Origin of the sequence: Pseudomonas sp. 3MA1, assembly GCF_029237275.1 — a bacterium.
Lineage (GTDB): Bacteria > Pseudomonadota > Gammaproteobacteria > Pseudomonadales > Pseudomonadaceae > Aquipseudomonas > Aquipseudomonas fluorescens_AP.
The window spans coordinates 38,079-64,188 of sequence record NZ_JAACFX010000002.1 but is presented as its reverse complement, the minus strand read 5'-3'; the positions used below and the strand labels follow the sequence as shown (position 1 = coordinate 64,188).

The following is a 26,110-nucleotide window of genomic DNA, read 5'->3' as shown; positions in this document are numbered from 1 at the left end:
AGCCCCGGCTTTGCCACGCCTGAAGATTTGAGGATCAGCCTGATCCGGCTGGAACGCGAAGGCGAGCTGGCGTTGCTGGAGGAATGGGCACGGGTCAACAGTGCCAGGGGGCGAAACTGTTGCTTGAGGCGCGGGGGTGCGGCGGCGTCGGAGCCTGGGCGGTGTCGTGGGCGTGGTGCCCGCCCGCGGTTGAATCGGCGGCGGAGTCGGCCCCTTCGCCACAAGGCCCGGAGCGAGCCTTGCTGGCGAGGAGTGGGGTCAGGCGGCGGGCTGGTCGAGTTCCAGTTCCACGCCCAGCTGGCGCGACAGGCAGGGCCAGCGCTTCCAGGCAGCCTCGGTGTCCGGGCTGTTGAGTGTGTCGCGGTAGGCTTCCACCGATTCCAGGGCGAAGCTTTCTTCGTTGAGCATGGCGTCCACGGCGTGGTGCACCGCTTCGTCCAGTTGGTTGGCGAAAGTTTCGCCGATCAGTTGGTGGGCGATGAGGTTGGCCACCGTCATGTCCAGGGGGATCAGCGGACGGCCGAAGTGCTTGATGTACAGGTCGTTGACTTCCTCCACCAGGCGCAGGGCCAGGTAGGCTTCGTCCAGCAGGCTGTCGAGGCCGACGTGGCCGTCCATGATGGCCGGCGGCTGGAGGAAGAATTGCTCGGCGATCTTCAGGACCGGCTTGATCTGTGACTCGATGCCGGCTTCGCGGGCCACCGCGTTGGCGGCGTCCAGCAGGTCCGGAACCTGGTCGATGTAGGCGCTGACGAAACGGGTCAGGACGCCCTTGGCGTCGACTTCGGGCAGCTGGATGGAGGGGTGCAGGTGAGGCAGTTGCGTTTCCAGCTGACGGGTCAGTAGGCCCGTGCTGGCTTCGTGTTGCTGGGCCAACTGGATCTGCTCGCGCAATGCGACGGTGTTCATGAAAACTCCAGGGACAAGGACATGAATAGGGAGCACATAAGTTAGCGTGCTTACAAAAGCGGTTAAGACGCATTTGTCATAATTATTTCATGCTTAGTCATCGCGGTTATATCGTTGTATGCGCCCCTGCTCCCGACCCCTTTTGCGCCGTGGCCTGCAAAGGCCTTTTCCGGCGTTCCAGGTGATTTGCTCCCTTGCGTTGCGAGGTGAGAGTCGCTGTCTATACTCGCCAAGGAATGAAGTTAGCTGATGACGCTCGACTGCAAACGCAGCGAGGCCCCGGCCGGTTTAAGTTCGTAGTCTAGGCAGCCGCTCCCTTGCCGCAGGTGTTGAGCCTCCGGGATAACAAGAACGATAAGGGGAACCCGCAATGATGCGACATCCACATGTCTGGATGGGCCTCCTGTTGTGGTCAGTATTCAGCCAGGCGCAAGCCGCCTGGACGGTGAATATGACGCCTGGGGCGACCGAGATAAGCCACGCGGTATTCGACCTGCACATGACCATCTTCTGGATCTGTGTGGTGATCGGGGTCATCGTCTTCGGCGCGATGTTCTGGTCGATGATCGTGCACCGGCGCTCCACTGGCCAGGTCCCGGCCCGCTTCCACGAAAGCACCACCGTGGAAATCCTCTGGACCATCATTCCCTTCCTGATCCTGGTGGCCATGGCCGTGCCCGCCACGGCAACGCTGATCAAGATGTACGACACCAGCGAGCCGGACGTGGACATCCAGATCACCGGCTACCAGTGGAAGTGGCACTACAAATACCTCGGTCAGGACGTGGAGTTCTTCAGCAACCTGGCCACTCCCGCGGAGCAGATCCACAACAAGACCGCCAAGGGCGAGCACTACCTGCTGGAAGTCGACCAGCCGCTGGTGTTGCCAGTGGGGGCCAAGGTGCGCTTTTTGGTGACCGCCGCTGACGTGATCCACTCCTGGTGGGTGCCGGCCTTCGCGGTCAAGCGCGATGCCATCCCCGGCTTCGTCAACGAGGCCTGGACCCGGGTCGACAAGCCCGGCATCTATCGCGGCCAGTGCGCCGAGCTGTGCGGCAAGGACCACGGCTTCATGCCGATCGTGGTCGAGGTCAAGAATCAGGCCGACTACGACACCTGGCTCGGCGAACGCAAGGCCGAGGCGGCCAAGCTCAAGGAACTGACCAGCAAGGAGTGGACCCTGGACGAGCTGGTGGCCCGTGGCGACAAGGTCTACCACACCACGTGCGTCGCCTGTCACCAGGCCGAGGGCCAGGGCCTGCCGCCGATGTTCCCGGCGCTCAAGGGTTCGAAGATTGCCACCGGTCCCAAGGAGGCTCACCTGAGCCTGGTGTTCCACGGCAAGCAGGGCACCGCCATGGCGGCTTTCGGCAAGCAGCTCTCGGAAGTCGACATCGCCGCCGTGGTTACCTACGAACGCAACGCCTGGGGCAACAACAAGGGCGACATGGTGACGCCCAAGGATGTCCTGGCGCTGAAACAGGCGGAAAGCAAATGAGCCGGTTTATCGAGTATGTGCGCAAGCGGTCGCGGCACGTTGCTGCCGATCATCCCGTCCATTGGCTTGCAGGAGACAGGACATGAGTGCAGTGATCGATGACCACGGCCACGCCGGCCATGATGAGCATGCCCACGGTCCCGCCAAGGGCCTGATGCGCTGGGTATTGACCACCAACCACAAGGACATCGGCACCCTGTACCTGTGGTTCAGCTTCTGCATGTTCCTGCTGGGCGGCTCGTTCGCCATGGTGATCCGTGCCGAGCTGTTCCAGCCCGGGCTGCAGATCGTCGAGCCGGCGTTCTTCAACCAGATGACCACCATGCACGGCCTGGTGATGGTCTTTGGCGCGGTGATGCCGGCCTTCGTCGGCCTGGCCAACTGGATGATCCCGCTGATGATCGGCGCCCCGGACATGGCCCTGCCACGGATGAACAACTTCAGCTTCTGGCTGCTGCCGGCGGCCTTCCTGCTGCTGGTTTCGACCCTGTTCATGCCCGGCGGCGGGCCGAACTTCGGCTGGACCTTCTACGCCCCGCTGTCCACCACCTACGCTCCGGAAAGCGTGACCTTCTTCATCTTCGCCATCCACCTGATGGGCATCAGTTCGATCATGGGCGCGATCAACGTGATCGCCACCATCCTCAACCTGCGTGCCCCGGGCATGACCCTGATGAAGATGCCGCTGTTCGTCTGGACCTGGCTGATCACCGCCTTCCTGCTGATCGCGGTGATGCCGGTGCTGGCCGGTTGCGTGACCATGATGCTGATGGACATCCACTTCGGCACCAGCTTCTTCAGTGCCGCCGGCGGCGGCGACCCGGTGTTGTTCCAGCACGTATTCTGGTTCTTCGGCCACCCCGAGGTGTACATCATGATCCTGCCGGCCTTCGGCGCGGTCAGCTCAATCATCCCCACCTTCAGCCGCAAGCCGCTGTTCGGCTACACCTCGATGGTCTATGCCACCGGGGCGATTGCCTTCCTGTCGTTCATCGTCTGGGCGCACCACATGTTCGTGGTCGGCATTCCGCTGGTGGGCGAGCTGTTCTTCATGTACGCCACCCTGCTGATCGCCGTGCCCACCGGGGTCAAGGTGTTCAACTGGGTGAGCACCATGTGGCAGGGCTCGCTGACCTTCGAGACGCCGATGCTGTTCGCCGTGGCCTTCGTCATCCTGTTCACCATTGGCGGTTTTTCCGGGCTGATGCTGGCCATCGCCCCGGCGGATTTCCAGTACCAGGACACCTACTTCGTGGTGGCGCACTTCCACTACGTGCTGGTGCCGGGGGCGATCTTCGGGATCTTCGCCTCGGCCTATTACTGGCTGCCCAAGTGGACCGGGCACATGTACGACGAAACCCTGGGCAAGCTGCACTTTTGGCTGTCCTTCGTCGGCATGAACATGGCCTTCTTCCCCATGCACTTCGTCGGGCTGGCGGGCATGCCGCGGCGGATTCCGGACTACAACCTGCAGTTCGCCGACTTCAACATGGTGTCCTCCATCGGCGCCTTCACCTTCGGCGCCACGCAGATCTTCTTCCTGTTCATCGTCATCAAGTGCATTCGCGGTGGCAAACCGGCCCCGGCCAAGCCGTGGGAAGGCGCCGAGGGCCTGGAGTGGAGCATCCCTTCGCCGGCGCCGTACCACACCTTTGTCACCCCGCCGGAAGTGAAATGAACAGCTGCGCTGTAGGAGCGAGCTTGCTCGCGAAGGCGCCAGAACCTGGTGCCCGGTTCGCCGGCATGCCGGCTCCTGCAGGTTCGGGAGGGCGTTGAGATGGCCGAGATTTCGCTGAAGAAACTGGTGACCCGCCTGTTGCTGGTGGTGGCCGCGATGTTCGTCTTCGGTTTTGCCCTGGTGCCGATCTACGACGTGATGTGCAAGGCCCTGGGGATCAACGGCAAGACCGGCGGGCAGTACGCGGACCAGAGGCAGCAGGTGGATGAGTCGCGCCAGATACGGGTGCAGTTCCTGTCCACCAATGCCATCGACATGGTCTGGGATTTCTATCCCAAGGCCGATGACATCGTGGTCCATCCGGGGGCGGTGAACGAGATGATCTTCATCGCCCGCAACCCCAGTGACCACCCGATGAGCGCCCAGGCGATCCCGAGCATTTCCCCCAGCAGCGCGGCCATGTACTTCCACAAGACCGAGTGCTTCTGCTTTACCCAGCAGGTGCTGCAGCCCGGGGAGAAGATCGAGATGCCGGTGCGTTTCATCGTTGACCGCGACATGCCCAAGGATGTGAAGCACCTGACGCTGGCTTACACGCTGTTCGATATCACCGCGCGTCATCCACCGGTGGCGGCGACCGCCAAGACCGGTGGCTAGACGATCTGGCGTGCCCGATAAGGAGAACGACCCATGGCGACTCATGAGCACTATTACGTTCCGGCCCAGAGCAAGTGGCCGATCATCGCGACGGTGGGCATGTTCGTCACCGTGTTCGGCCTGGCGACCTGGTTCAACGACCTGAAGGCGGCGCGCCCGGAATCCCACGGCCCGCTGATCTTTTTCGTCGGCGGCCTGCTGCTGGCCTACATGCTGTTCGGCTGGTTCGGCGCGGTGGTCAAGGAAAGCCGCGCCGGGCTCTACAGCGCCCAGCTCGATCGCTCGTTCCGCTGGGGCATGAGCTGGTTCATCTTTTCCGAAGTGATGTTCTTTATGGCCTTCTTCGGCGCGCTGTTCTATGTGCGGCACCTGTCCGGGCCCTGGCTCGGCGGTGAGGGGCACAAGGGCATCGCCCATATGCTTTGGCCGAACTTCGAGTTCGTCTGGCCGTTACTCAACAACCCCGACCCGAAACTCTTTCCATCGCCCAAAGGCACCATCAGCCCCTGGGGCCTGCCGCTGCTCAACACCGTGCTGCTGGTCAGTTCCAGCGTCACCGTGACCATCGCCCACCACGCCCTGAAGAAGGGGCATCGCGGCGCACTGAAGATCTGGCTGGCGCTGACCGTGCTGCTGGGCTGCGCCTTCCTCGGCTTTCAGGCCGAGGAATACATCCACGCCTATCACGAGCTGGGGCTGACCCTGGGCTCGGGGATCTACGGCGCGACTTTTTTCATGCTCACCGGTTTCCACGGTGCCCACGTGACCATTGGCACCCTGATCCTGTTCGTGATGCTGATGCGCATCCTGCGTGGGCATTTCGACGCCGAGCATCAGTTCGGCTTCGAGGCGGCGAGCTGGTACTGGCACTTCGTCGATGTGGTGTGGATCGGCCTGTTCGTCTTCGTCTACGTGCTCTGAAGCGCCCTACCAGGGCGCGTGGGACACCAGCTGGCCGCTGAAGAAGCCCCAGGCGATCAAGCCCACGGTGATCGCGGCCAGGCACACCCGAATACTCAGGGCGGTCACCAGGCGCTTGGATTGGCTGTCGTCCTTGACCAGAAAGAACAGGCCGCTGAACAGGCTGATCACCGTGGCGATCAGCATCAGGACGATGGCGGCTTTGAGCATGGTGGGACTCCGGGGGGAAACGCGATGTACAGCAGTATAGCGAGTGGATTTCTCAAGCTTGCGGGCCGCTCATGAAAGGCTTCCGGCCCGGCGTGGTGCCGTCCCTGGTGGTGCTGTTGCTGCTGCCGGTGCTGGTTTACCTGGGCTTCTGGCAGTTGGGGCGCGGCGAGCAGAAACGCCAGTTGCTGGCCAGTTACGCCGAGCGCCGCGTGGCTCAGCCGGTGCCGCTGTTGGAGTTGCTGGGCGCCGAGGATCCGGCCTTTCGCCGACTGCGCCTGTACGGCCATTTCGATGCCGAGCACAGCCTGCTGCTGGACAACCGCCTGCACGACGGCCAGGCCGGGGTCGAGTTGCTGCAACCCTTCCTCGATCAGACCAGCGGGCGCTGGCTGCTGGTCAATCGCGGCTGGCTGCCCTGGCCCGACCGGCGCACGCCGCCGGTATTCAGCACCCCGGAGCAGAGCCTGAGCCTGGATGCCTGGGTCTACGTTTCTCCGGGCGCGGTGTTCCAACTGCATGCCGATCCGGCCGCTGCGCGCTGGCCGCGACTGATCACCGCCGTGGCCCCGGAGGCGCTCTGGGCCGAGCTGGGGCGCAGTGGCTTCAATCACGAGGTGCGCCAGGAGTCAGGTCCGGGCGCCTACCTGACGGCTTGGCCGGTGGTGGCCATGGGGCCGGAAAAACACCAGGGCTACGCCGTGCAGTGGTTCGCCATGGCCCTGGCGCTGCTGCTCCTCTATCTCTATTTCGGCTGGCACAACGCACGGGAGAAACGCCATGGGAACGGCCATGAATCCACCCAACATCCCTGACGCCCAGGCGCCGAACCGGCGTCGTGGGCGCTGGCAACTGGTGCTGATCCTGCTGATGGTGATCGGCCCGATGATCCTCGCCACCGGCATGTACAAGCTGCAGTTCTGGGTGCCGGAAAGCCGCAGTTACCACGGCGAGCTGATCGGCAATGGCCAGACCCGGGCGCAGATCGGCGTGCAGGCCGAGGAGGATCGCTGGCAGATCCTGGTCACCGCGCCCAAGGCCTGCGAGGCGGACTGCCAGCAGTTGGTGTACCTGGCGCGGCAGATCCAGGTGGCCCTGGGGCGCGACGCTTCCCGGGCCAGCCATGCCCTGGCCAGTGCCCAGCCGCTGAGCGCCGAATACGAAGCCAAGTTGCAGCGCGAATACCCGCAGTTGCAACGCTATCCCCTGGATCTGCCGACCTTCACCAAAGGCGCCAACGATAAGGAGGCGCCGCAGCTGTGGATCGTCGATCCCCACAGCAACCTGGTGTTGCGCTACGACGCTCGGGTCAACGGCAAGGATCTGCTCAACGACCTGCGCCACCTGCTGAAACTGTCGAACATCGGATAAGGGCATCGTCATGGCCAAACCTGGATTTCGCCTCGCGTTGTTGGCCACCTTGCTGGCCCTGATCGTGGTGTTGCTCGGCGCCTACACCCGGCTGACCCACGCGGGCCTGGGCTGTCCGGACTGGCCCGGCTGCTACGGCTTTATCAGCGTGCCGCAAAGCGAGGCGCAGCTGGCCCATGCCGAGCGGCACTTTCCCGATACCCCGGTGGAAGCCCACAAGGGCTGGAACGAGATGATCCACCGCTATTTCGCCGGGACCCTGGGGCTGTTGATCGTGCTGCTGGCGGCCCGCGCCTGGAGCCATCGCCGGCATCCCGGGCAGCCCTTGAAGCTGCCGCTGTTCCTCCTGGCGGTGGTGTTCGCCCAGGCGGCCTTCGGCATGTGGACGGTGACCCTCAAGCTCTGGCCGCAAGTGGTCACCGCGCACCTGCTGGGCGGTTTCGCCACCTTGAGCCTGCTGTTCCTGCTGACCTTGCGCCTGTCCGGCGTGCTGCCGGCGCTGATCGTGCCGCGCCGTCTGCAATACTGGGCCACGGCCGGGCTGGTGCTGGTGATCGGGCAGATCGCCCTGGGCGGCTGGGTCAGTTCCAACTATGCGGCGGTGGCCTGTATCGACCTGCCCACCTGCCACGGCCAGTGGTGGCCGAACATGGACTTTGCCAACGGCTTTCACCTGACCCAGCACATCGGCCCCAACTACCTGGGCGGGCAATTGGACAGTGACGCCCGCACCGCCATTCACATGACCCACCGGGTGGGCGCGGTGCTGGTGACCCTGGTGTTGCTGGGGCTGGCCTGGCAACTGCGGCAAACCGGCATGACCCGTCTGGCCGGGCTGGTGCTGCTGGCCCTGGGGACGCAGATCAGCCTGGGCGTCAGCAACGTGCTGTTTCACCTGCCCCTGCCGGTGGCGGTGGCGCACAACGCCGGGGGCGCGGCGCTGCTGCTGACCCTGGTGCTGGTCAATTATCACGCTCGTACCAGCCTGGTGCAGGCCCGGGATCGCCTGCCCCTGGGCTGGCGTCTGAGCCCGCGCAAACAGGTGGCCGGTCCCATCACCATCAAAGGAGAGATGCCATGGCGACTCTGATTGGCGAACGTCAGCAGCCCCGGGCGATCTGGCGTGATTATCTGGAACTGACCAAACCCAAGGTGGTGGTGCTGATGCTGATCACCTCCCTGGTGGGCATGTTCCTCGCCACCCGCGCCGGGGTGCCGTGGACGGTGCTGGTGTTCGGCAACCTGGGCATTGCCCTGTGCGCGGGCGGCGCGGCGGCGGTCAACCATGTGGTGGACCGGCGCATCGATGCGCTGATGGCCCGGACCCACAAGCGGCCCCTGGCCGAAGGCCGGGTCTCGCCACGGGCAGCGCTGGCCTTTGCACTGTTGCTGGCGGTGGCCGGGCAGGCGCTGCTGCTGGCCTTTACCAACCCGCTCACGGCCTGGCTGACCCTGGCTTCCCTGCTGGGCTACGCGGTGGTCTACACCGGCTTTCTGAAGCGCGCGACGCCGCAGAACATCGTGATCGGCGGGCTGGCCGGCGCGGCCCCGCCGCTGCTGGGCTGGGTTGCTGCTACCGGGCACCTGAGCGCCGAGCCGCTGCTGCTGGTGCTGATCATCTTCGCCTGGACCCCGCCGCACTTCTGGGCCCTGGCCATCCACCGCAAGGAGGAGTACGCCAAGGCCGATATCCCGATGTTGCCGGTGACCCACGGCGAGCATTACACCAAGGTGCACATCCTGCTCTATACCTTTGCCCTGCTGGCGGTGAGCCTGTTGCCTTATGCCATCCACATGAGCGGGGTGCTGTACCTGGTGTGCGCCCTGGCCCTGGGCGGGCGCTTCCTGCAATGGGCCTGGGTGCTGTACCGTGGCACTCGGCCGCACGCGGCGATCAACACCTTCAAGTACTCTATTTATTACTTGTTCCTGCTGTTCATCGCCCTGCTCGTAGACCACTACCTATTGTTGAACCTATGACTCGAACTCAGAAAACCGTCTTTATTCTCGTTGCGCTGGTGGCCCTGGTCCTGGGGCTGACCGTCAACAAAGTACTGTCCGGCAAGGGTCAGGGCGATCCCACCGCACTGATCGATGCCGGCATCATTCTCCTGCCCCAGAGCCGCAGGCTGCCGGCGGTGAAGATGCTCGACCAGGATGGCCAGCCGGTGGTGATCGACGAGTTGAAGGGCAAATGGTCGCTGCTGTTCTTCGGCTACACCTTCTGCCCGGACATCTGCCCCACCACCCTGGCCCAGCTGCGGCAGATCAAGAGCGAGCTGCCCAAGGAGGCGGTGGACAAGCTGCAGGTGATCCTGGTCAGCGTCGACCCCAACCGCGATACGCCGCAGCAGCTCAAGCAGTACCTGGGCTACTTCGACAAGGACTTCAAGGGGCTGACCGCCGCCTCGGTGGAAGACCTGCAGAAGCTGGCCAATGCCGTGAGCATTCCGTTCATTCCGGCGGACACCAGCAAGCCCAACTACACCGTGGACCACAGCGGCAACCTGGCGGTGATCGGCCCGGACGGCCGCCAGCGCGGTTTTATCCGCGCGCCCTTGAACAACCAGAAGCTGGTGGCCCAGTTGCCGCTGATGTTGCAGCGCCAATAACGCGGCATGCTTGAACCGCTGAACCGCTGAACCGCTGAACCGCTGAACCGCTGAACCGCTGAACCGCTGAACCGCTGAACCGCTGAACCCTGTAGCCGCTGCCGCAGGCTGCGATCGGCCTCGAAGAGGACGTGCTCCTGAGGCCCTGGGCAGCGGCCACAAACAAAACGGGGCGCCCGAAGGCGCCCCGTTTGTGTTTCTGCAACCGATCAGAACGCCGGCACGATGGCGCCTTTGTACTTCTCGAGAATGAACTGCTTCACTTCCGGGCTGTGCAGGGCCGCGACCAGCTTCTTCATGGCGTCCGAGTCCTTGTCGTCAGGACGGGCCACCAGGATGTTCACGTAAGGCGAGTCCTTGCCTTCGATCACCAGGGCGTCCTTGGACGGGTCCAGCTTGGCTTCCAGGGCGTAGTTGGTGTTGATCAGGGCCAGGTCGACCTGGGTCAGCACGCGCGGGATGGTGGCGGCTTCCAGTTCACGGAACTTCAGGTCCTTGGGGTTCTCGGTGATGTCCTTGACGGTGGCCAGGATGCTGTTCGAATCCTTGAGCTTGATCAGGCCGGCCTTGTCCAGCAGCAGCAGCGCGCGGCCGCCGTTGGTGGCGTCGTTGGGGATCACCACGGTGGCGCCGCCCGGCAGTTCGGAGAGCTGCTTGTACTTGCTGGAGTAGGCGCCCAGGGGCTCCACGTGCACGCCGGCCACGCTCACCAGCTTGGTGCCCTTGGTCTTGTTGAACTCATCCAGGTACGGCTGGTGCTGGAAGAAGTTGGCATCCAGGCGTTTCTCGGCCACTTGCACGTTGGGCTGCACGTAGTCGGTGAAGACCTTGACCTTCAGGTCCACGCCTTCTTTGGCCAGGGCCGGTTTGACGAATTCCAGGATCTCGGCGTGGGGCACTGGAGTGGCGGCCACGGTCAGGGTTTCGGCGGCGTGCGCGGAGAACGCGGCAACGGCTGCGAAAGCGACGAGTAGTTTTTTCATCGAACAAGCTCCTTGTAAGTCGCCCGACCCCGGGCGCCTGCCGGCCAGGGCCGGCGTTTGCAATTATTTGCGGGAAAAATGCACCACCAGCTTATCGCCGACGGTTTGCAGAACCTGGACCAGCACCAGCAGCAACACTACGGTCACCACCATCACATCGGTCTGGAAACGCTGGTAGCCGAAGCGGATCGCCAGGTCGCCGAGGCCGCCAGCACCCACCACGCCCGCCATGGCGGTATACGACACCAGGGTAATGGCGGTCACGGTGATAGCGGCAAAGATGCCCGGGCGGGCTTCCGGGAGCAAGGCGTTGGTAATGATCTGCCGAGTGCTGGCGCCCATGGACTGGGTGGCTTCGATGATGCCGCGGTCGACTTCGCGCAGGGCGGTTTCCACCAACCGGGCAAAGAACGGCGTGGCGCCCACCACCAGCGGCGGAATCGCCCCGGCAACCCCCAGCGACGTGCCGGTGATCAATACGGTGAAGGGAATCATCACGATCAGCAGGATGATGAACGGCAGCGAGCGCAGGATGTTCACCATCAGCGACAGCAGCGCGTAGAGGCTCTTCTGCTCCAGCAGCTGGCGCGGGCTGCAGAGGAACAGCAGCACGCCCAGGGGCAGGCCCAGGAGCACGGTGAACAGCAGCGAACCGCCGAGCATCATCAGGGTGTCGCCGGTGGCCAGCCAGATTTCCAGCCAGTCGATGTTGGCGAAGAAGGTATCCATCAGCGCAGCACCTCCATGTGGACATCCGCCGCGGTGAAGCGGGCGAAGGCCGCTTCCATGTCACCGCCGGTGATGGCCAGGGTCAGTTGCCCGTAAGGGGTGTCTTTGATGCGGTCGATGCGTCCGGCGAGGATGCTGTAGTCGACCCCGGTCTCCCGGGCCACGGTGCCCAGCAGCGGTGCGTAGGTGGCCTCGCCCTGGAAGGTCAGGCGCACGATGCGCCCGGGCACATGGGCAAAGTCGTCGCGCTGCTCGTTCTCGTCGATCTGCTCGTCTTCCTGGACGAAGCGCTTGGTGGTCGGGTGCTTGGGGTGCAGGAACACCTCGGCCACCGGCCCTTGTTCGACGATCTGGCCGGCGTCCATCACCGCCACCTGATCGCAGACGCGACGGATCACGTCCATCTCGTGGGTGATCAGCACGATGGTCAGCTTCAGCTCGCGGTTGATCTCGGCCAGCAGTTGCAGGACCGACGCAGTGGTCTGCGGATCAAGGGCGCTGGTGGCTTCGTCGCACAGCAGGATCTTCGGCTTGGTGGCCAGGGCGCGGGCGATGCCGACGCGCTGCTTCTGGCCGCCGGACAGCTGCGCCGGGTATTTCCTGGCGTGGTCGGCCAGGCCGACCCGGTCCAGCAACTCGGCGACGCGGCGCTCGATGTCGCTGCGTGACAGTTCGCCGGCCAGGGTCAGGGGCAGCGCGACGTTGTCGGCCACGGTCTTGGAGGACAGCAGGTTGAAGTGCTGGAAAATCATCCCGACCTGTTGCCGGAAGCGGCGCAGGCCATTGGCATCCAGCGCGGTGACTTCTTCATCGTCGACGATGATCTGGCCGCCGCTGGGGTTTTCCAGGCGGTTGATCAGGCGCAGCAGGGTACTTTTGCCCGCCCCGGAATGACCGATCAGGCCGAACACCTGGCCATTCTCGACCCGAAGACTGGTCGGGTGCAGGGCGGGAATATCCTTACCGGCGACCCGGTAGGTTTTATGGACGTTTTGAAACTCGATCACGTAGCGAACCTTGTGGGGCGCGTTAGAAAAGGATCAGCGGTTAGCCGGGCGCGCATTTTAGCCTGTCCGTATAGAGGTTCTTAGCATTTATTTCGCGATCATCCTGCCATTTGGCGATAACGCGATCAAAGGTCATAAAAAAGGAACGCTCGCGGTTTCTCGTCAGTCACTACTTAAGCCACTCGAAAAGCCCCAGGTGCCGTGCCTGTGGGCCTGTGTTCACGAAGCCCCGGCGCGCCAGGGGGTTCGCCAACGAGGAGTTCTTGCCTGATGAGTACGAAAAAAACCCATGCCCCGAAAAGCCAGATGGCCGGGACCGACACCCTGGACCGGGGCAACAGCAACACCAAGTTGCAGAGCCTGGAGCCGTTCCGCTCCGACGCCACGGGCCAGGCCCTGCGGACCAATCAGGGGGTGAAGGTCGCTGACAACCAGAACAGCCTCAAGGCCGGCGCTCGTGGTCCTTCGCTGCTGGAAGACTTCATCATGCGGGAGAAGATCACCCACTTCGACCATGAGCGGATTCCCGAGCGCATCGTCCATGCCCGCGGTGTCGGTGCCCATGGCTACTTCCAGAGCTACGACAATCATTCGGCGCTGACCAAGGCCGGTTTCCTGCGCGATCCGCAGAAGAAGACCCCGGTGTTCGTGCGCTTTTCCACGGTCCAGGGACCAAGAGGCTCCGGCGATACCGTGCGCGATGTCCGGGGATTTGCCGTGAAGTTCTTCACCGACGAAGGCAACTTCGACCTGGTGGGCAACAACATGCCGGTGTTCTTCATCCAGGACGCGATCAAGTTCCCCGACTTCGTGCATGCGGTGAAGCCCGAGCCGCATAACGAAATCCCCACCGGCGGCTCGGCCCACGACACCTTCTGGGACTTCGTCTCCCTGCAGCCGGAATCGGCGCACATGGTGATCTGGGCCATGTCCGACCGGGCCATTCCGAAAAGCCTGCGCAGCATGCAGGGCTTTGGCGTGCACACCTTTCGCCTGATCAACGCCGAGGGGCGCGCAAGCTTCGTCAAGTTTCACTGGCGGCCGACGGTGGGCACCTGTTCCCTGGTCTGGGACGAGGCGCAGAAGCTGGCGGGCAAGGACACCGACTTCCATCGCCGTGACCTGTGGGATTCCATCGAGGCCGGGGATTACCCGGAGTGGGAGTTCGGCGTACAGATCATCGCCGAGGAAGACGAACACAACTTCGACTTCGACATTCTCGACCCCACCAAGCTGATCCCCGAGGAACTGGTGCCGATCACGCCCCTGGGCAAGATGGTGCTCAACCGCAACCCGGACAATTATTTTGCCGAAACCGAGCAGGTCGCCTTCTGCCCGGGGCACATCGTGCCGGGGATCGATTTCTCCAACGACCCGCTGCTGCAAGGGCGGCTGTTTTCCTACACCGATACCCAGATCAGTCGCCTAGGTGGGCCGAACTTTCATGAGCTGCCGATCAATCGGCCGCTGACGCCTTTGCACAACGGGCAGCGCGACGCCATGCACCGCAGCACCATCGACAGGGGGCGGGCTGCCTACGAGCCGAACTCCATCGATGGTGGCTGGCCGAAGGAAACCCCGCCGGCGGCCCAGGATGGTGGTTTCGAGAGTTATAACGAGCGCATCGATGCCCACAAGATCCGCCAGCGCAGCGAGTCGTTCGGCGATCATTTCTCCCAGGCGCGGCTGTTCTTCAACAGCATGAGCAAGCACGAGCAGGAACACATCATCGCGGCCTACAGCTTCGAGCTGGGCAAGGTCGAGCGGCAGTGGATCCGTGAGCGGCAAGTGAACGAGATCCTCGCCAACATCGATCTGCACCTGGCCGCGCGTGTGGCCGAGAACCTGGGCTTGGCCGCGCCGAAGAAGGCCACTGTGGCAGAGCGCAAGACGTCGCTCACACGTTCGCCGGCCCTGAGCCAGGCGAACCTGCTGCCGGGGCATATCAAAACGCGGAAAGTGGCGATTCTTGCGGCCAACGGCGTTGATGGTGCAGCGATTGAGGCGTTGCAGAAGGCTCTCAAGGCCGAAGGGGCACACGCCAAGCTGCTGGGGCCGACCTCGGCGCCGGTGACCACTGCGGATGGCCAGCGCCTGGCGGTGGATGCCTCCATGGAGGGCTTGCCCTCAGTGGCCTTCGACGCGGTGTTCGTGCCGGGTGGTGCGCAGTCGATCAAGGCCCTGAGCGGCAATGGCGTGGCTTTGCATTACCTGTTGGAGGCCTACAAGCATCTCAAGGCGATTGCCTTGCACGGCGAAGCCCGGGAGCTGTTGGCGGTGCTCGGGCTGGAAGCGGACGAGGGCTTGATCGTTGGAGGAGATGCCAAGGCATTCAAGGCGTTCTTTGCCGCCATTGGCCAGCATCGGGTCTGGGATCGAGAGGAAAAGGCCAAGGCAATCCCGGCCTGAACACACTTTCGCCGACCAGCCTGCTCCGCGTAGGAGCCGGCTTGCCGGCGAAGGCTTTACTGCGCCTTGCGCGGAGTCAGCACCATCTGCGCCGGTACATGGCGCACGATCTGCCGGCTGATTTTCTGCTCGAAGTCCGGGTCGAGCTTCTTCACCCGCTTGCCGAGCAGGGTCGACAACCAAGGGTAATCCTCGGTGCGCGGCACCTGGATGCTCACGTCGCACTGGTAATTCACCACATCGGCGGCCAGCGCATCGAGTTGCTTACGCAGCTTGCGGATATCGGTGACGTTCAAGGCGATGGTGGTGCTCTGGGCCGCAGGGTCGATCAGCCGGGCCGCTGGACGCGCCTCGGCGGCCTTCAAGGCGGCTTCGGCCTGCTCCAGTTCGGCCTTGCGCGCGTGGGCAATGGCGTTGTTGACCCCACCGGTCAGCGCCGGCGCCTTGGGCATCAGCGCCCGAGCGCGACTCAGGGCGGTGGCGGCGGCATTCACGTCGCCCTTTTGCAGGACGATCTGACTGCGTTGCAGGTAGGCCTCGGCAATCTGCCGCTGGTATTGCACCAGCTGCGGGTCGTCAGGGGTTTGTGCCTGCAGGGCGCTCAGTTGATCTTCCGCTGTCGCCAGCTCGTTGCTGGCAATGTTTTGTTCCAGCTGCGCGATGGCCGTGGCCCGCGCATCGGGGACCTCGGTGGTCGCCGGTGGCGTGCTTTGGCAGGCCCCCAACAGCAGGGAGAATGCGACAAGGAGCAGATAACGGGAGGCGAACGGCTTCATTCCTGCGACTCTCTAATTGCGCAAAAAGCGAGCAAGTCTACACCCCTCGACGGGGCAGAACAAAACTCAGCAGAAACAGTGCGGCGGCCACCACCACGATCGACGGTCCGGCCGGGGTGTCCTTGAACCAGGACAGCGCCAGGCCGCCACAGACCGCGAGCATGCCCAGCAGGCTTGCGCCCAGGGCCATCTGCTCCGGCGAGCGGGCGTGACGCTGTGCCGCAGCGGCCGGGATGATCAGCAGCGAGGTAATCAGCAACACCCCGACAATTTTCATCGCCACCGCAATCACCACGGCGATCAGCAGCATCAGCGCCAGGCGCAGCGACGGCACGGGCAGGCCTTCGACCTTGGCCAGTTCCTCGTGCACGGTGATCGCCAGCAGGGGGCGCCACAGTGCCACCAGCAACAACAGCACCGCTGTGCTGCCGCCGAGAATCCACGCCAGGTCACCGGGGCTGATCGCCAGCAGGTCACCGAACAGGTAGGCCATCAGGTCGATCCGCACTTCATGCATGAAGCTTAGTACCACCAGGCCCAGGGACAGGGTGCTGGGAGCAAGAATCCCCAGCAGCGTGTCGGATGCCAGGGGCTGGCGTTGTTGCAGGGTCACCAGCAGCACCGCCAGCAACAGGCAGCCCACGGTGACGGCCACCGCCGGGCTGACATCCAGCAGGAAACCCAGGGCCACCCCCAGGAGCGCAGCATGGGACAGGGTGTCGCCAAAGTAGGCCATGCGCCGCCAGACCACGAACGAACCCAAGGGGCCGGCGACCACCGCCAGGGCCAGACCTGCGAGCAGGGCGTAGAGCAGAAAATCAGCCATGCTTGCAGTTTTCTCCGTGGACATGGACGTGGCCCGCGGCGGGCTGGGTGACCACCGAGCCATGCAGGTCATGGGCGTGATCGTGGTGATGGTGGTAGATCGCCAGGCTTGGCGCGTTCTTGCCGAACAGCTCGACGAAGGCCGGGTCGCCGCTGACCTGTTCGGGGTGCCCGGAGCAGCAGACGTGACGGTTGAGGCAGACCACCTGGTCGGTGGTGCTCATCACCAGGTGCAGGTCGTGGGAGACCATCAGCACGCCACAGCCGTGACGATCCCGCAGGCGGGTGATCAGGCTGTAGAGCTCGGCCTGTCCGGCCACGTCGACGCCTTGCACCGGTTCGTCGAGCACCAGCAGCTCAGGCTCGCGCAGCAGGGCCCGGGCCAGCAGCACGCGCTGCATCTCGCCGCCGGAAATGCTTTGCACCGGGCTGTCGATCACCTGTTCGGCGCCGACTTCCTTGAGGGCTGCCAGCGCTCGGCTGCGATCGACCCCGGGCACCAGGCGCAGAAAGCGCAGCACCGACAGCGGCAGGGTCGGGTCGACATGGAGCTTTTGCGGCATGTAGCCGACTCGCAGCCTGGGTTTGCGCCACACGCTGCCGCTGTCGGGCTTGAGCAAGCCGAGCACGGCGCGTACCAGGGTGGTCTTGCCGGCGCCGTTGGGACCGATCAGGGTGACGATCTGCCCGGGCTCGACGCTGAGCTGGATATTGTCCAGCACGCTCTGCCCGGCAAAGGTCACCCCGACCTGCTCGAGGCGGATCAACGCAGTGCTCATCAAGCCCCCTGGCAGCCCGAGCAGAGCCCGACCACTTCGACAGTCTGGCCCTCGACCACGAAACCGACGTCGCGGGCGCTGGTGACGATGGCGTCGCTGATGGACTTCTGCTCCAGCTCGATGGCCGCGTGGCACTCGCGGCAGATCAGGAACTGGCCCTGATGCGCGTGCTCCGGATGGTTGCAGCCGACAAAGGCGTTGAGCGAGGCGATACGGTGCACCAGGCCGTTTTCCAGAAGGAAATCCAGCGCCCGGTACACCGTTGGCGGCGCGGCGCGGCGGCCGTCCTGCTCGCTGAGCACGGCCAGGATGTCGTAGGCGCCCAGGGGCTTGTGGCTTTGCCACACCAACTCCAGCACCCGCCGGCGCAGGGCGGTCAGGCGCAGGCCTTGCCGTGCGCACAGAGCGTCGGCCTCAGACAGTGCGCTGTGCACGCAGTGAGAGTGGTCGTGTGGACGGCTGGCAAGGGGGGTTTTAGGCATGAGCGGCGACGAGTTTTGTGAGAGACGTTATTATGTTACCCGTTCTCGCCTCTTCGAGTGTCCATCGTGCCCCGACTTTTTCGCCTTTTTGTCGCTTTTACCTTCAGCCTGTTCGCGATCGGCTCGGCCCAGGCCGAAGTCCGGGTACTCACCAGCATCAAACCCTTGCAGCTGATTGCCGCCGCGGTGCAGGACGGCGTGGCGGTGCCCGAGGTATTGCTGCCGCCGGGGGCGTCGCCACACAACTATGCGCTGCGCCCTTCGGACGTGCGCAAGGTGCAGAGCGTCGACCTGCTGTACTGGATCGGCCCGGACATGGAAGGTTTCCTGCCGCGGGTGCTCAAGGGCCGCAGCCTGCCGTCGGTGGCAGTGCAGGAGTTGCCGGGCATGAAACTGCGTCATTTCGCCGAAGATAGCCATTCTCATGGCGAAGATGCCGACGAGCATGACCATGATCATCGCCCCGGCACCCTGGATGCGCACCTGTGGCTGTCGCCGGTCAACGCTCGGGTGATCGCCGCCCGCATGACTGCCGACCTGAGCGCCGCCGACCCGGCCAATGCCGCTCGCTACCAGAGCAACCTGAAAGCCTTCAATGAGCGTCTGGACGCCCTGGACACCCGCTTGAAAACCCGTCTGGCGGGCATCGCCGGCAAGCCTTACTTCGTCTTCCACGAAGCCTTCGACTACTTCGAAGACGCCTATGGCCTCAAGCACACCGGAGTCTTCAGCGTTGCGGCGGAAGTCCAGCCGGGGGCCCAGCATGTCGCCGCCATGCGCGCACGCTTGCAGCAGGTGGGCAAGACTTGCGTGTTCAGCGAGCCGCCCTTGCGTCCGCGGTTGGCGGAAACCCTGGTCGCCGGCCTGCCGGTGAAGCTGGCGGAGCTGGATGCGTTGGGTGGGTACACACCGGCTACTGCCCAAGGTTATGAGCAGGTGCTGGAGAAGTTGGGCAATGATCTGGCGGGCTGTCTGGAGCAGCTTTAAGCAGGGATTGTTGCGGGGTGTCTTTCGCGGGCCAGCCCGCTCCTACAGGTGCGCTCTGTAGGAGCGGGCTGGCCCGCGAAGCGTTTACAGGGCGAACGGCAGCGCGATGCTGATCTGTTGCCGCTGTGCCAGGCGCTGCTGGAACTCCATCGGATCGTGAATCAGCACGTCCTGCCCGGCGAAGCTCTCGGCGGCAATCAGCCGTGACAGCCAGAAGCGCACGCAGGCCACCCGCAGCATGGTCGGCCAGAGTTCGGCCTCGGCGGCAGTGAAGGGCCGCAGGGTGGCGTAGGCGCCGAGCAGGGCCCGGGCCCGCTGGCCGTCGATCAGGCCTTCGGCGTCGGAGCACCAGTCGTTCAGGGCAATGGCCACGTCGTAGAGCATCGGTCCCGAACAGGCGTTGTAGAAGTCGATCAGGCCGGTCAGGTGGGTGCCTTCGAACATGGCGTTGTCGCGAAACAGATCGGCGTGGATGTTGGCCCTGGGCAGGGCCAGGATCCGCGCCTTCTGTGTGACGATTTCATCCAGCGCTCGCTGCAGCAGGTCTTGAGCGGCAGCATCCAGGTGCGACAGCAGTTGCGCGCCCTCTTCCTGCATCCAGTCCAGGCCACGATCGGTCTTGCGCTTGATCATGTTGTCCTTGGTGGCCACGTGCAGGTGCCCGAGCAACTCACCGACCTGGGCGCAATGCTGGGCGTTGGCTTGCTTGATGTGCTTGCCCGCCAGGCGCGGTTGCAGCAGCGCCGGCTTGCCCGCCAGCTCGCGCAGGGCGACGCCGTCGCGGGTGCGCAGGGCATACGGCACCGGCAGGTCGGCCCGGTGCAGCACGTCCAGCAGTTCGATGAAGAACGGCATTTCCTGGACCGGGCCGCGTTCCACCAGGGTCAGGACGAACTCGCCCTGTTCCAGGCTGATGAAGAAGTTGGTGTTTTCGCTACCAGCGGCGATCCCCTGGAAGTCAAGCAGGCGGCCGAGCCCATACGGGGCGAGAAAGGTTTCCAGCTCGGGCCGAGCCAGGGGGGTGAACACAGACATGGTTAAAAACTGCCAGTACGGGCGCCGCTATTGAGCCAGCGCCATTGAGTTGAAGTCGGAGTGGCTTACCACTCAAAGATTTTCCACGCAGGGATCAGCATATCGGGCTGATCCGAACGGATGAAGTTACCGTCGGAGCCATCAGCGCGTACCAGGAAGTAGGGCTTGCCGCCCTTGGGCGTGACCTTGATGGCATACAGAAAGCCATTTTGCCGGTATTCCTGGATGGTCTTGTCGCCTTCCGTGCGAATGGTGACTTGCGGGTCCGCTGACGGCGCATCTTCTGCGGCGATCACGGCCATTGGAGCGATTGCAATCAAGCCGGCCAGCAGCAAGCGATTTAGTGTGCGCATGATAACCTTGTCCCTTTGTCGTCAACGGTCCCGCTATTCTAGCGCCGGACCCGCCGAAAAGGTTGATCCCGCTCATGAGCCAAGCCCCCCTCGTCCTGGTGGACGGTTCTTCTTATCTGTACCGCGCGTTTCATGCGTTGCCACCTTTGACCACTTCCAAAGGCCTGCCCACGGGCGCGGTCAAGGGCGTGCTGAACATGCTCAAGAGTCTGCGCAAGCAGTACCCGGACAGCCCGTTCGCCGTGGTCTTCGACGCCAAGGGCGGGACCTTCCGCGATGACATGTATGCCGAGTACAAGGCCAACCGTCCGAGCATGCCCGACGATATGCGGGTGCAGATCGAGCCCTTGCACGCCAGTGTGATCGCCCTGGGTTTCCCGTTGCTGTGTGTGGAAGGGGTCGAGGCCGACGACGTGATCGGCACCCTGGCCCGCAGCAGCGCGGCGGCGGATCGTCCGGTGGTGATCTCCACCGGCGACAAGGACATGGCCCAGTTGGTGGATGGGCACATTACCCTGGTCAACACCATGTCCGGTAGCAGCATGGATGTGGAGGGCGTGAAGGAGAAATTCGGTGTCGCTCCCGAGCAGATCATCGATTACCTGGCGTTGATGGGCGACTCTTCCGACAACATCCCTGGGGTGCCGGGCATTGGTCCGAAGACCGCTTCCGGGCTGCTGGTGGGGGTCAATGGCGGGCTCAAGGAACTGTACGAGCAGCTCGATATCGTGCCGACCCTGCCGATTCGCGGGGCCAAGACCCTGCCGGCCAAGCTCGAAGAACACAAGGAAATGGCCTTCCTCTCCTATCAGCTGGCAACCATCAAGGTGGACGTGCCACTGGATATCGGGCTCGACGACCTGCACCTGGGCGAGCCGGATCGCGAGAAGCTGATGGAGCTCTACAGCCTGCTGGAATTCAAGAGCTGGCTTGATGAGTTGCAGCGCGACGCCAAACGCGTCGAGCTCAGTGGTGCCCAGACGGCGCCGGCCGCTGCGCCGCAACCGCCAGCCGCCGAACAGGCACCGCTTGAGCTGCAGTACGAAACCATCCTCGACCAGGAGCGTTTTGCCGTCTGGCTGGAGAAGCTGAAGAACGCCAAGCTGATTGCCTTCGATACCGAGACCACCGGCATCGATGCCCAGCAGGCGCAGCTGGTGGGGCTGTCGTTTGCGGTCAAGGCCGGGGAAGCGGCTTACATCCCGTTGACCCATTCCTACCTGGGCGCGCCGGAGCAGTTGGACCGCGACACCGTGCTGCTGGCCCTGAAGCCGTTGCTGGAAGATCCCAAGCTGCTCAAGGTCGGTCAGCACGCCAAGTTCGACATGAACATCCTGGCCAATTGCGCGATTGGCGGTGACCAGGCCAATGGCATCACCGTGCGCGGCATCGCATTCGACACCATGCTCGAATCCTACGTGCTCAACTCCACCGCCACTCGCCATGACATGGACAGCCTCGCGCAGAAGTACCTGGATCACACCACCGTGAGCTTCCAGGACATCGCCGGCAAGGGTGCCAAGCAGCTGACCTTCGACCAGATTCCGCTGGAACAGGCCGGTCCATACGCCGCGGAAGATGCCGATATCACCCTGCGCCTGCATCAGGCGCTCTTCGAAAAACTGACTGCCATCCCGAGTCTGGCCAGCGTGCTCACCGATATCGAGATGCCGCTGGTGCCGGTCCTGGCACGCATCGAGCGCCAGGGCGCGCTGGTGGATGACAAGCTTCTAGGCGTGCAGAGCATCGAGCTGGGGGACAAGATGGTGGCCCTGGAGCGCGAAGCCTTCGAGATCGCCGGTGAGGAGTTCAACCTGGGGTCGCCCAAGCAACTGGGGTCCATTCTCTACGACAAGCTTGGCCTGCCGGTGCTGAAAAAGACTGCCAAGGGCCAGCCTTCCACGGCTGAAGAGGTGTTGGCCAAGCTCGCCGAAGACGACTATCCGCTGCCGCGGGTGCTGATGCAGTACCGCTCCATGAGCAAGCTGAAAAGCACCTACACCGATCGTCTGCCGGAGCAGATCAATCCGCGTACCGGGCGCATCCACACCTCCTATCATCAGGCGGTGGCTTCTACCGGCCGGTTGTCCTCCAGCGATCCGAACCTGCAGAACATTCCCGTGCGTACCGCCGAGGGCCGGCGCATTCGCCAGGCCTTTATCGCACCGCCCGGCTACAAGCTGCTGGCGGCGGACTATTCGCAGATCGAGCTGCGGATCATGGCGCACCTGTCCCGGGACGAAGGCCTGCTCAATGCCTTCCGCAACAACCTGGATGTGCACACCGCCACTGCGGCCGAAGTGTTCAAGGTGGAGCTCAAGGATGTGACGTCCGATCAGCGTCGCAGCGCCAAGGCCATCAACTTCGGCCTGATCTATGGCATGGGCGCGCAGAAGCTGGGCAAGGACATTGGTGTCGATACCAAACAGGCCAAGGCCTATATCGATACCTATTTCGCCCGCTATCCGGGGGTTCGCGAATACATGGATCGGACCCGTGCCCAGGCGGCGGACCAGGGCTATGTCGAGACTATCTTCGGGCGTCGGCTGTACTTGCCGGAGATCAACTCCAACAAGCCGCAGGAGCGTGCCGGTGCCGAGCGCACGGCGATCAACGCGCCGATGCAGGGCACGGCGGCGGACATCATCAAGAAAGCCATGGTGGCGGTGGACAACTGGCTGGAGTCTTCGCAGCTGGATGCTCGGGTCATTCTTCAGGTGCACGACGAACTGGTGCTGGAAGTGCGGGAAGACCTGGTGGACCAGGTGCGCGAAGAGATTCGTGGCTACATGAGCGGTGCCGCGACCCTGGATGTGCCGTTATTGGTGGAAGTCGGGGTGGGAAATAACTGGGATGAGGCCCATTAAGGGCACTTTTCAGTGGTTTTTGCCGCGGCATAGTGTCGCGGTAAAAACTGGCGAATGGCTATTAGCGCGGAAAATTTCATCGATTATTGCCAATAGTTTTTGCAACCCGCTGGAACTAATACAGTGAAAGCCCACTCAGAGTTACTGAATGGCTGGTGAAGCCCTTCGATGCTCCTATGTTGTGTTAAGTGTTGGCAGATATCTGGACCCCGCCCTAGCGGTCTAGAACTTGAACCCCGAACTTCCCCCTCCCCATACGAAGTCCGGGGTTTTTTTTGCCTGAAAATTGCCTGGGAAATGACCATGCTGCGTTAAAAGCGCGGCGCGAAATGCTCATTTACAGCCAGTAAACTCCGCTTTCGCACCGCGCTTTTGCCTTGCCTGATCATCCCCCAGGCAATTTTCCCTACGTCTCTCAGGCCTCGGTTTCGGCGCCTTTGTCGGCCAGTTCCATCCAGCCGGCCAATACCGTGTAGGCCTCTTCCAGGCCCATGCGCTTGGGGGCCGAGAACAGTTGGATGGTGACCGCTTCGCCCCAGCCCTTGCGGATTTGCGACTGGACCTTGAGCAAGGTGTTCTTGGCCGCGCCATAGGTCAGCTTGTCGGCCTTGGTCAGCAGGATGTGCATCGGCATGCCGCTGGCCACGGCCCAGTCCAGCATCAGCAGGTCGAAATCGGTCATGGGATGCCGGATGTCCATCATCAGGATCAGGCCTTTTAGGCTCTCGCGGCTGCCCAGATAGGCTTCCAGGTGGCGCTGCCAGTGCTGCTTCAGGGGGATCGGCACCTTGGCGTAGCCGTAGCCCGGCAGGTCGACCAGACGGCGATCGTCGTCTAGCTTGAAGAAGTTCAACAACTGCGTGCGCCCCGGGGTTTTCGAGGTGCGTGCCAGGCTGGCATGGGTCAGGGTGTTCAGGGCGCTGGATTTACCGGCGTTGGAGCGCCCGGCGAAGGCCACTTCAAAGCCGGCATCGTCTGGGCATTGGTCGACTTTGGCGGCGCTGAGCATGAACGTAGCCTGTTGGCACAGACCGAGGATGGGGTTCTTGAGTTGCATGGGATTTCCGAGATAAGTGCGATGCCGAGAGTGGACGCGGCGAGCGGTGTCGTTTCCGTTTCAGTAGCGCCAGTATATAATGCCGCAGATTTTGTGTGCGCTTTGTCCCAGCGTAGGATGAAGTACACGAGAGCGATAAACCTTGACTGCGCACCAGAACGCAGCACGCTCTCAACCCTGAAAAGGTCGTTTTATGACGAAATGGCTGCTAGCTGCCGGTGTCTTGATGCCGCTTTACAGCGCTCAGGCTACACAGGATCCGGAAGCTGTGTACAACCGTGTTTGTGGGGCTTGTCATTCCGGCCAACTACCCACGGCGCCCCGCAAGGGCGACCAGGAAGCTTGGGCGCCGAGGTTGGCGCAAGGTATGGAGACGCTGGTGCAACACGTGACCCAGGGTTTCAAGGCGATGCCGCCGCGTGGTTTGTGCATGGACTGCAGTGCCGAGGATTACCGAGCCATCATCCACTGGATGAGCGAGTGATCCCGGTCCATAACTCTTAACCCTTAGCCGTAGTTGGATTAGCTGATGAACAAATTACTCGTGAGTCTGCTGTTGACCTTGGGCATCACAGGTGTAGCCCATGCCGCAGGCGACGCTGCTGCCGGTCAGGCGAAAGCCGCAGTCTGTGGTGCATGCCACGGCCCTGATGGGAACAGCATGGCGCCAAACTTTCCCAAGCTGGCCGGTCAGGGGGAAAAGTACCTGGACAAGCAGTTGCACGATATCAAGTCCGGCAAGCGGCAAGTGCTGGAAATGACCGGTCTGCTGACCAACCTGAGCGATCAGGACCTGGCCGACATCGCCGCTTACTTCGCCAGCCAGAAAGGCAGCGTCGGTGCCGCCGATCCCAAGGTCGTGGCCCGCGGCGAAGAACTGTTCCGCGGCGGCAAGCTCGATCAGGGCATGCCAGCTTGCACCGGCTGCCACTCGCCTAATGGCGCAGGTAACGCAGCGGCCGGCTTCCCTCATCTGGGTGGCCAGCATGCGCAGTATGTCGCCAAGCAGTTGACCGACTTCCGCGAAGGCAACCGTACCAACGACGGCGACACCATGGTCATGCGCAGCATCGCCGCCAAGTTGAGCAACAAAGACATCGAAGCGGTGTCCAGCTATATTCAGGGCCTGCACTAAGCCGGCTCGATCAAGTTGCCGAGGCTGTTGAGCCGCGGCAACGTTAATGATCGATTAATCTGACGGTGCAAGCATAAAGGGTGGCTCAGGCCGCCCTTTTTTATGGCGTCTGCCGCTACACTAGCGAACTCAAGCCCGCCATGATCTGTCTGAATTCAGGTCGCGCGAGGCGCCAAAATTGTCCAGGAGTAAAGCATGCGTAATCTGATTCTCAGCGCCGCTCTCGTCACCGCCAGCCTCTTTGGCGTGACCGCTCAAGCTGCCGAGCCGCTTGAAGCCGGTAAAACCTACGTCGAGCTGAGCAGCGCCGTTCCGGTTGCCGTGCCTGGCAAGATCGAGGTCGTAGAGCTGTTCTGGTATGGCTGCCCACACTGCTACGCCTTCGAGCCGACCATCAATCCCTGGGTTGAAAAACTCCCGGCCGACGTCAACTTCGTGCGCATTCCCGCCATGTTTGGCGGTATCTGGAACGTTCATGGCCAGCTGTTCATCACCCTGGAGGCCATGGGCGTCGAACACAAGGTTCACAAAGCCGTATTCGAAGCCATCCACAACGGCAAGAAACTCGCCACTCCAGAGGAAATGGCCGAGTTCCTGGCAGCCGAAGGCGTCGACAAGGACAAGTTCCTGAGCACCTACAACTCCTTCGCCGTCAAAGGCAAGGTCGAGGACGCCAAGAAGAAGGCCCAGGCCTATCAGATCACCGGCGTACCGACCATGGTGGTCAACGGCAAGTACCGTTTCGACCTGGGCACCGCTGGTGGTCCTGAAGGCGCGCTGAGCGTGGCCGACCAGCTGATCGCCAAAGAGCGCGCAGCCAAGTAAGCGCCGCC

General features: G+C 63.1%; 27 protein-coding genes. 15 read left to right on the top strand and 12 right to left on the bottom strand.

The genetic code is table 11. The features are described from left to right. Positions 1–258 precede the first annotated feature (258 nt). Positions 259–909: a hypothetical protein gene (locus tag GWQ44_RS05370; RefSeq protein ID WP_103740832.1), complete on the bottom strand. Its 651-nt coding sequence runs from the start codon at positions 907–909 to the stop codon at positions 259–261. A 370-nt stretch (positions 910–1,279) separates the two neighbouring features. Here GWQ44_RS05370 and coxB point away from each other — a divergent pair, with 370 nt between their 5' ends. The 4 genes from coxB (at position 1,280) to GWQ44_RS05350 (ending at position 5,663) form a co-directional block, all read left to right on the top strand. Further along, positions 1,280–2,407 (top strand): cytochrome c oxidase subunit II, encoded by a 1,128-nt coding sequence (gene coxB, locus GWQ44_RS05365; RefSeq protein WP_047306760.1) that lies wholly within the window; start codon positions 1,280–1,282, stop codon positions 2,405–2,407. 82 nt (positions 2,408–2,489) lie between these two features. After that, positions 2,490–4,085 (top strand): cytochrome c oxidase subunit I, encoded by a 1,596-nt coding sequence (gene ctaD, locus GWQ44_RS05360; protein ID WP_047306761.1) that lies wholly within the window; start codon positions 2,490–2,492, stop codon positions 4,083–4,085. Between the two features lie 99 nt (positions 4,086–4,184). Further along, positions 4,185–4,742 carry a cytochrome c oxidase assembly protein gene (locus GWQ44_RS05355; protein ID WP_275926812.1) on the top strand — a complete coding sequence of 186 codons (558 nt, stop codon included), beginning with the start codon at positions 4,185–4,187 and terminating at the stop codon, positions 4,740–4,742. Positions 4,743–4,775: 33 nt separating this feature from the next. Next, positions 4,776–5,663 (top strand): cytochrome c oxidase subunit 3, encoded by an 888-nt coding sequence (locus GWQ44_RS05350; protein ID WP_016967713.1) that lies wholly within the window; start codon positions 4,776–4,778, stop codon positions 5,661–5,663. A 6-nt stretch (positions 5,664–5,669) separates the two neighbouring features. Here GWQ44_RS05350 and GWQ44_RS05345 read toward each other — a convergent pair whose 3' ends face one another. After that, entirely contained in the window at positions 5,670–5,873 is a 204-nt protein-coding gene (locus GWQ44_RS05345) for a twin transmembrane helix small protein (protein WP_016967712.1), read from the bottom strand. 71 nt (positions 5,874–5,944) lie between these two features. On the opposite strand from GWQ44_RS05345, the gene GWQ44_RS05340 reads away from it, so the two are divergent. The 5 genes from GWQ44_RS05340 to GWQ44_RS05320 are packed head-to-tail and all read left to right on the top strand — an operon-like array spanning position 5,945 to position 9,853. Beyond that, the gene (locus GWQ44_RS05340) at positions 5,945–6,685 is read left to right on the top strand and encodes an SURF1 family protein (RefSeq protein ID WP_199011436.1); all 741 of its coding nucleotides are present in this window, start codon (positions 5,945–5,947) and stop codon (positions 6,683–6,685) included. Beyond that, entirely contained in the window at positions 6,651–7,241 is a 591-nt protein-coding gene (locus GWQ44_RS05335; protein ID WP_275926811.1) for a hypothetical protein, read from the top strand. The genes GWQ44_RS05340 and GWQ44_RS05335 overlap by 35 nt, the downstream gene beginning before the upstream one ends. 10 nt (positions 7,242–7,251) lie before the next feature. After that, positions 7,252–8,331 carry a COX15/CtaA family protein gene (locus tag GWQ44_RS05330; RefSeq protein ID WP_016967709.1) on the top strand — a complete coding sequence of 360 codons (1,080 nt, stop codon included), beginning with the start codon at positions 7,252–7,254 and terminating at the stop codon, positions 8,329–8,331. Further along, a complete protein-coding gene (cyoE, locus tag GWQ44_RS05325; protein WP_047306764.1) occupies positions 8,319–9,221 on the top strand; it encodes a heme o synthase in 903 nt (300 codons plus the stop codon). Before GWQ44_RS05330 ends, cyoE begins: the two co-directional genes overlap by 13 nt. After that, positions 9,218–9,853 carry an SCO family protein gene (locus tag GWQ44_RS05320; protein ID WP_275926810.1) on the top strand — a complete coding sequence of 212 codons (636 nt, stop codon included), beginning with the start codon at positions 9,218–9,220 and terminating at the stop codon, positions 9,851–9,853. The genes cyoE and GWQ44_RS05320 overlap by 4 nt, the downstream gene beginning before the upstream one ends. A 209-nt stretch (positions 9,854–10,062) precedes the next feature. On the opposite strand, the gene GWQ44_RS05315 is transcribed toward GWQ44_RS05320, so the two are convergent. From GWQ44_RS05315 to GWQ44_RS05305, 3 genes are all read right to left on the bottom strand, one after another. Further along, positions 10,063–10,836, bottom strand: coding sequence for a MetQ/NlpA family ABC transporter substrate-binding protein (locus tag GWQ44_RS05315; RefSeq protein WP_253129101.1), 774 nt, complete (start codon positions 10,834–10,836; stop codon positions 10,063–10,065). Positions 10,837–10,899: 63 nt separating this feature from the next. After that, positions 10,900–11,565, bottom strand: coding sequence for a methionine ABC transporter permease (locus tag GWQ44_RS05310; protein ID WP_016967702.1), 666 nt, complete (start codon positions 11,563–11,565; stop codon positions 10,900–10,902). Then, positions 11,565–12,572 carry a methionine ABC transporter ATP-binding protein gene (locus GWQ44_RS05305; protein ID WP_179598899.1) on the bottom strand — a complete coding sequence of 336 codons (1,008 nt, stop codon included), beginning with the start codon at positions 12,570–12,572 and terminating at the stop codon, positions 11,565–11,567. Before GWQ44_RS05305 ends, GWQ44_RS05310 begins: the two co-directional genes overlap by 1 nt. Positions 12,573–12,785: 213 nt before the next feature. Between GWQ44_RS05305 and katE the strand changes: the two genes are divergently transcribed. Then, positions 12,786–14,981, top strand: coding sequence for a catalase HPII (gene katE / locus GWQ44_RS05300; RefSeq protein WP_275927058.1), 2,196 nt, complete (start codon positions 12,786–12,788; stop codon positions 14,979–14,981). Positions 14,982–15,037: 56 nt separating this feature from the next. Here the strand turns inward: katE and GWQ44_RS05295 are convergent, their stop codons facing one another. From GWQ44_RS05295 to zur, 4 genes are read right to left on the bottom strand one after another with little or no spacing between them, the layout of a single operon-like run. Beyond that, the gene (locus tag GWQ44_RS05295; RefSeq protein WP_275926809.1) at positions 15,038–15,757 is read right to left on the bottom strand and encodes a PA5502 family lipoprotein; all 720 of its coding nucleotides are present in this window, start codon (positions 15,755–15,757) and stop codon (positions 15,038–15,040) included. 37 nt (positions 15,758–15,794) lie between these two features. After that, entirely contained in the window at positions 15,795–16,583 is a 789-nt protein-coding gene (gene znuB, locus GWQ44_RS05290; RefSeq protein WP_275926808.1) for a zinc ABC transporter permease subunit ZnuB, read from the bottom strand. After that, entirely contained in the window at positions 16,576–17,361 is a 786-nt protein-coding gene (gene znuC / locus GWQ44_RS05285; protein WP_016963930.1) for a zinc ABC transporter ATP-binding protein ZnuC, read from the bottom strand. The genes znuB and znuC overlap by 8 nt, the downstream gene beginning before the upstream one ends. Then, positions 17,361–17,843, bottom strand: coding sequence for a zinc uptake transcriptional repressor Zur (zur, locus tag GWQ44_RS05280; protein ID WP_016963931.1), 483 nt, complete (start codon positions 17,841–17,843; stop codon positions 17,361–17,363). Before zur ends, znuC begins: the two co-directional genes overlap by 1 nt. 66 nt (positions 17,844–17,909) lie before the next feature. Here zur and GWQ44_RS05275 point away from each other — a divergent pair, with 66 nt between their 5' ends. Next, positions 17,910–18,830 (top strand): zinc ABC transporter substrate-binding protein, encoded by a 921-nt coding sequence (locus GWQ44_RS05275; RefSeq protein WP_275926807.1) that lies wholly within the window; start codon positions 17,910–17,912, stop codon positions 18,828–18,830. 84 nt (positions 18,831–18,914) lie between these two features. On the opposite strand, the gene GWQ44_RS05270 is transcribed toward GWQ44_RS05275, so the two are convergent. Together GWQ44_RS05270 and GWQ44_RS05265 are read right to left on the bottom strand one after the other, a co-directional pair. Beyond that, the gene (locus tag GWQ44_RS05270) at positions 18,915–19,865 is read right to left on the bottom strand and encodes a homoserine kinase (RefSeq protein ID WP_275926806.1); all 951 of its coding nucleotides are present in this window, start codon (positions 19,863–19,865) and stop codon (positions 18,915–18,917) included. Between the two features lie 65 nt (positions 19,866–19,930). After that, positions 19,931–20,218 carry a DUF2782 domain-containing protein gene (locus GWQ44_RS05265; RefSeq protein ID WP_047306771.1) on the bottom strand — a complete coding sequence of 96 codons (288 nt, stop codon included), beginning with the start codon at positions 20,216–20,218 and terminating at the stop codon, positions 19,931–19,933. A 74-nt stretch (positions 20,219–20,292) separates the two neighbouring features. Here GWQ44_RS05265 and polA point away from each other — a divergent pair, with 74 nt between their 5' ends. Further along, positions 20,293–23,085, top strand: coding sequence for a DNA polymerase I (gene polA, locus GWQ44_RS05260; RefSeq protein WP_275926805.1), 2,793 nt, complete (start codon positions 20,293–20,295; stop codon positions 23,083–23,085). A gap of 415 nt (positions 23,086–23,500) precedes the next feature. Here the strand turns inward: polA and yihA are convergent, their stop codons facing one another. After that, on the bottom strand, positions 23,501–24,142 hold the full coding sequence (gene yihA, locus GWQ44_RS05255; protein ID WP_047306772.1) for a ribosome biogenesis GTP-binding protein YihA/YsxC: 642 nt from the start codon (positions 24,140–24,142) through the stop codon (positions 23,501–23,503). Positions 24,143–24,335: 193 nt separating this feature from the next. Here yihA and GWQ44_RS05250 point away from each other — a divergent pair, with 193 nt between their 5' ends. From GWQ44_RS05250 to GWQ44_RS05240, 3 genes are all read left to right on the top strand, one after another. Further along, the gene (locus tag GWQ44_RS05250) at positions 24,336–24,626 is read left to right on the top strand and encodes a c-type cytochrome (RefSeq protein WP_016963939.1); all 291 of its coding nucleotides are present in this window, start codon (positions 24,336–24,338) and stop codon (positions 24,624–24,626) included. Positions 24,627–24,671: 45 nt separating this feature from the next. After that, positions 24,672–25,277, top strand: a complete 606-nt coding sequence (locus GWQ44_RS05245; protein WP_016963940.1) for a c-type cytochrome — start codon at positions 24,672–24,674, stop codon at positions 25,275–25,277. 195 nt (positions 25,278–25,472) lie between these two features. Then, positions 25,473–26,102, top strand: a complete 630-nt coding sequence (locus GWQ44_RS05240) for a thiol:disulfide interchange protein DsbA/DsbL (protein ID WP_016963942.1) — start codon at positions 25,473–25,475, stop codon at positions 26,100–26,102. The last annotated feature ends 8 nt before the right edge of the window (positions 26,103–26,110 follow it).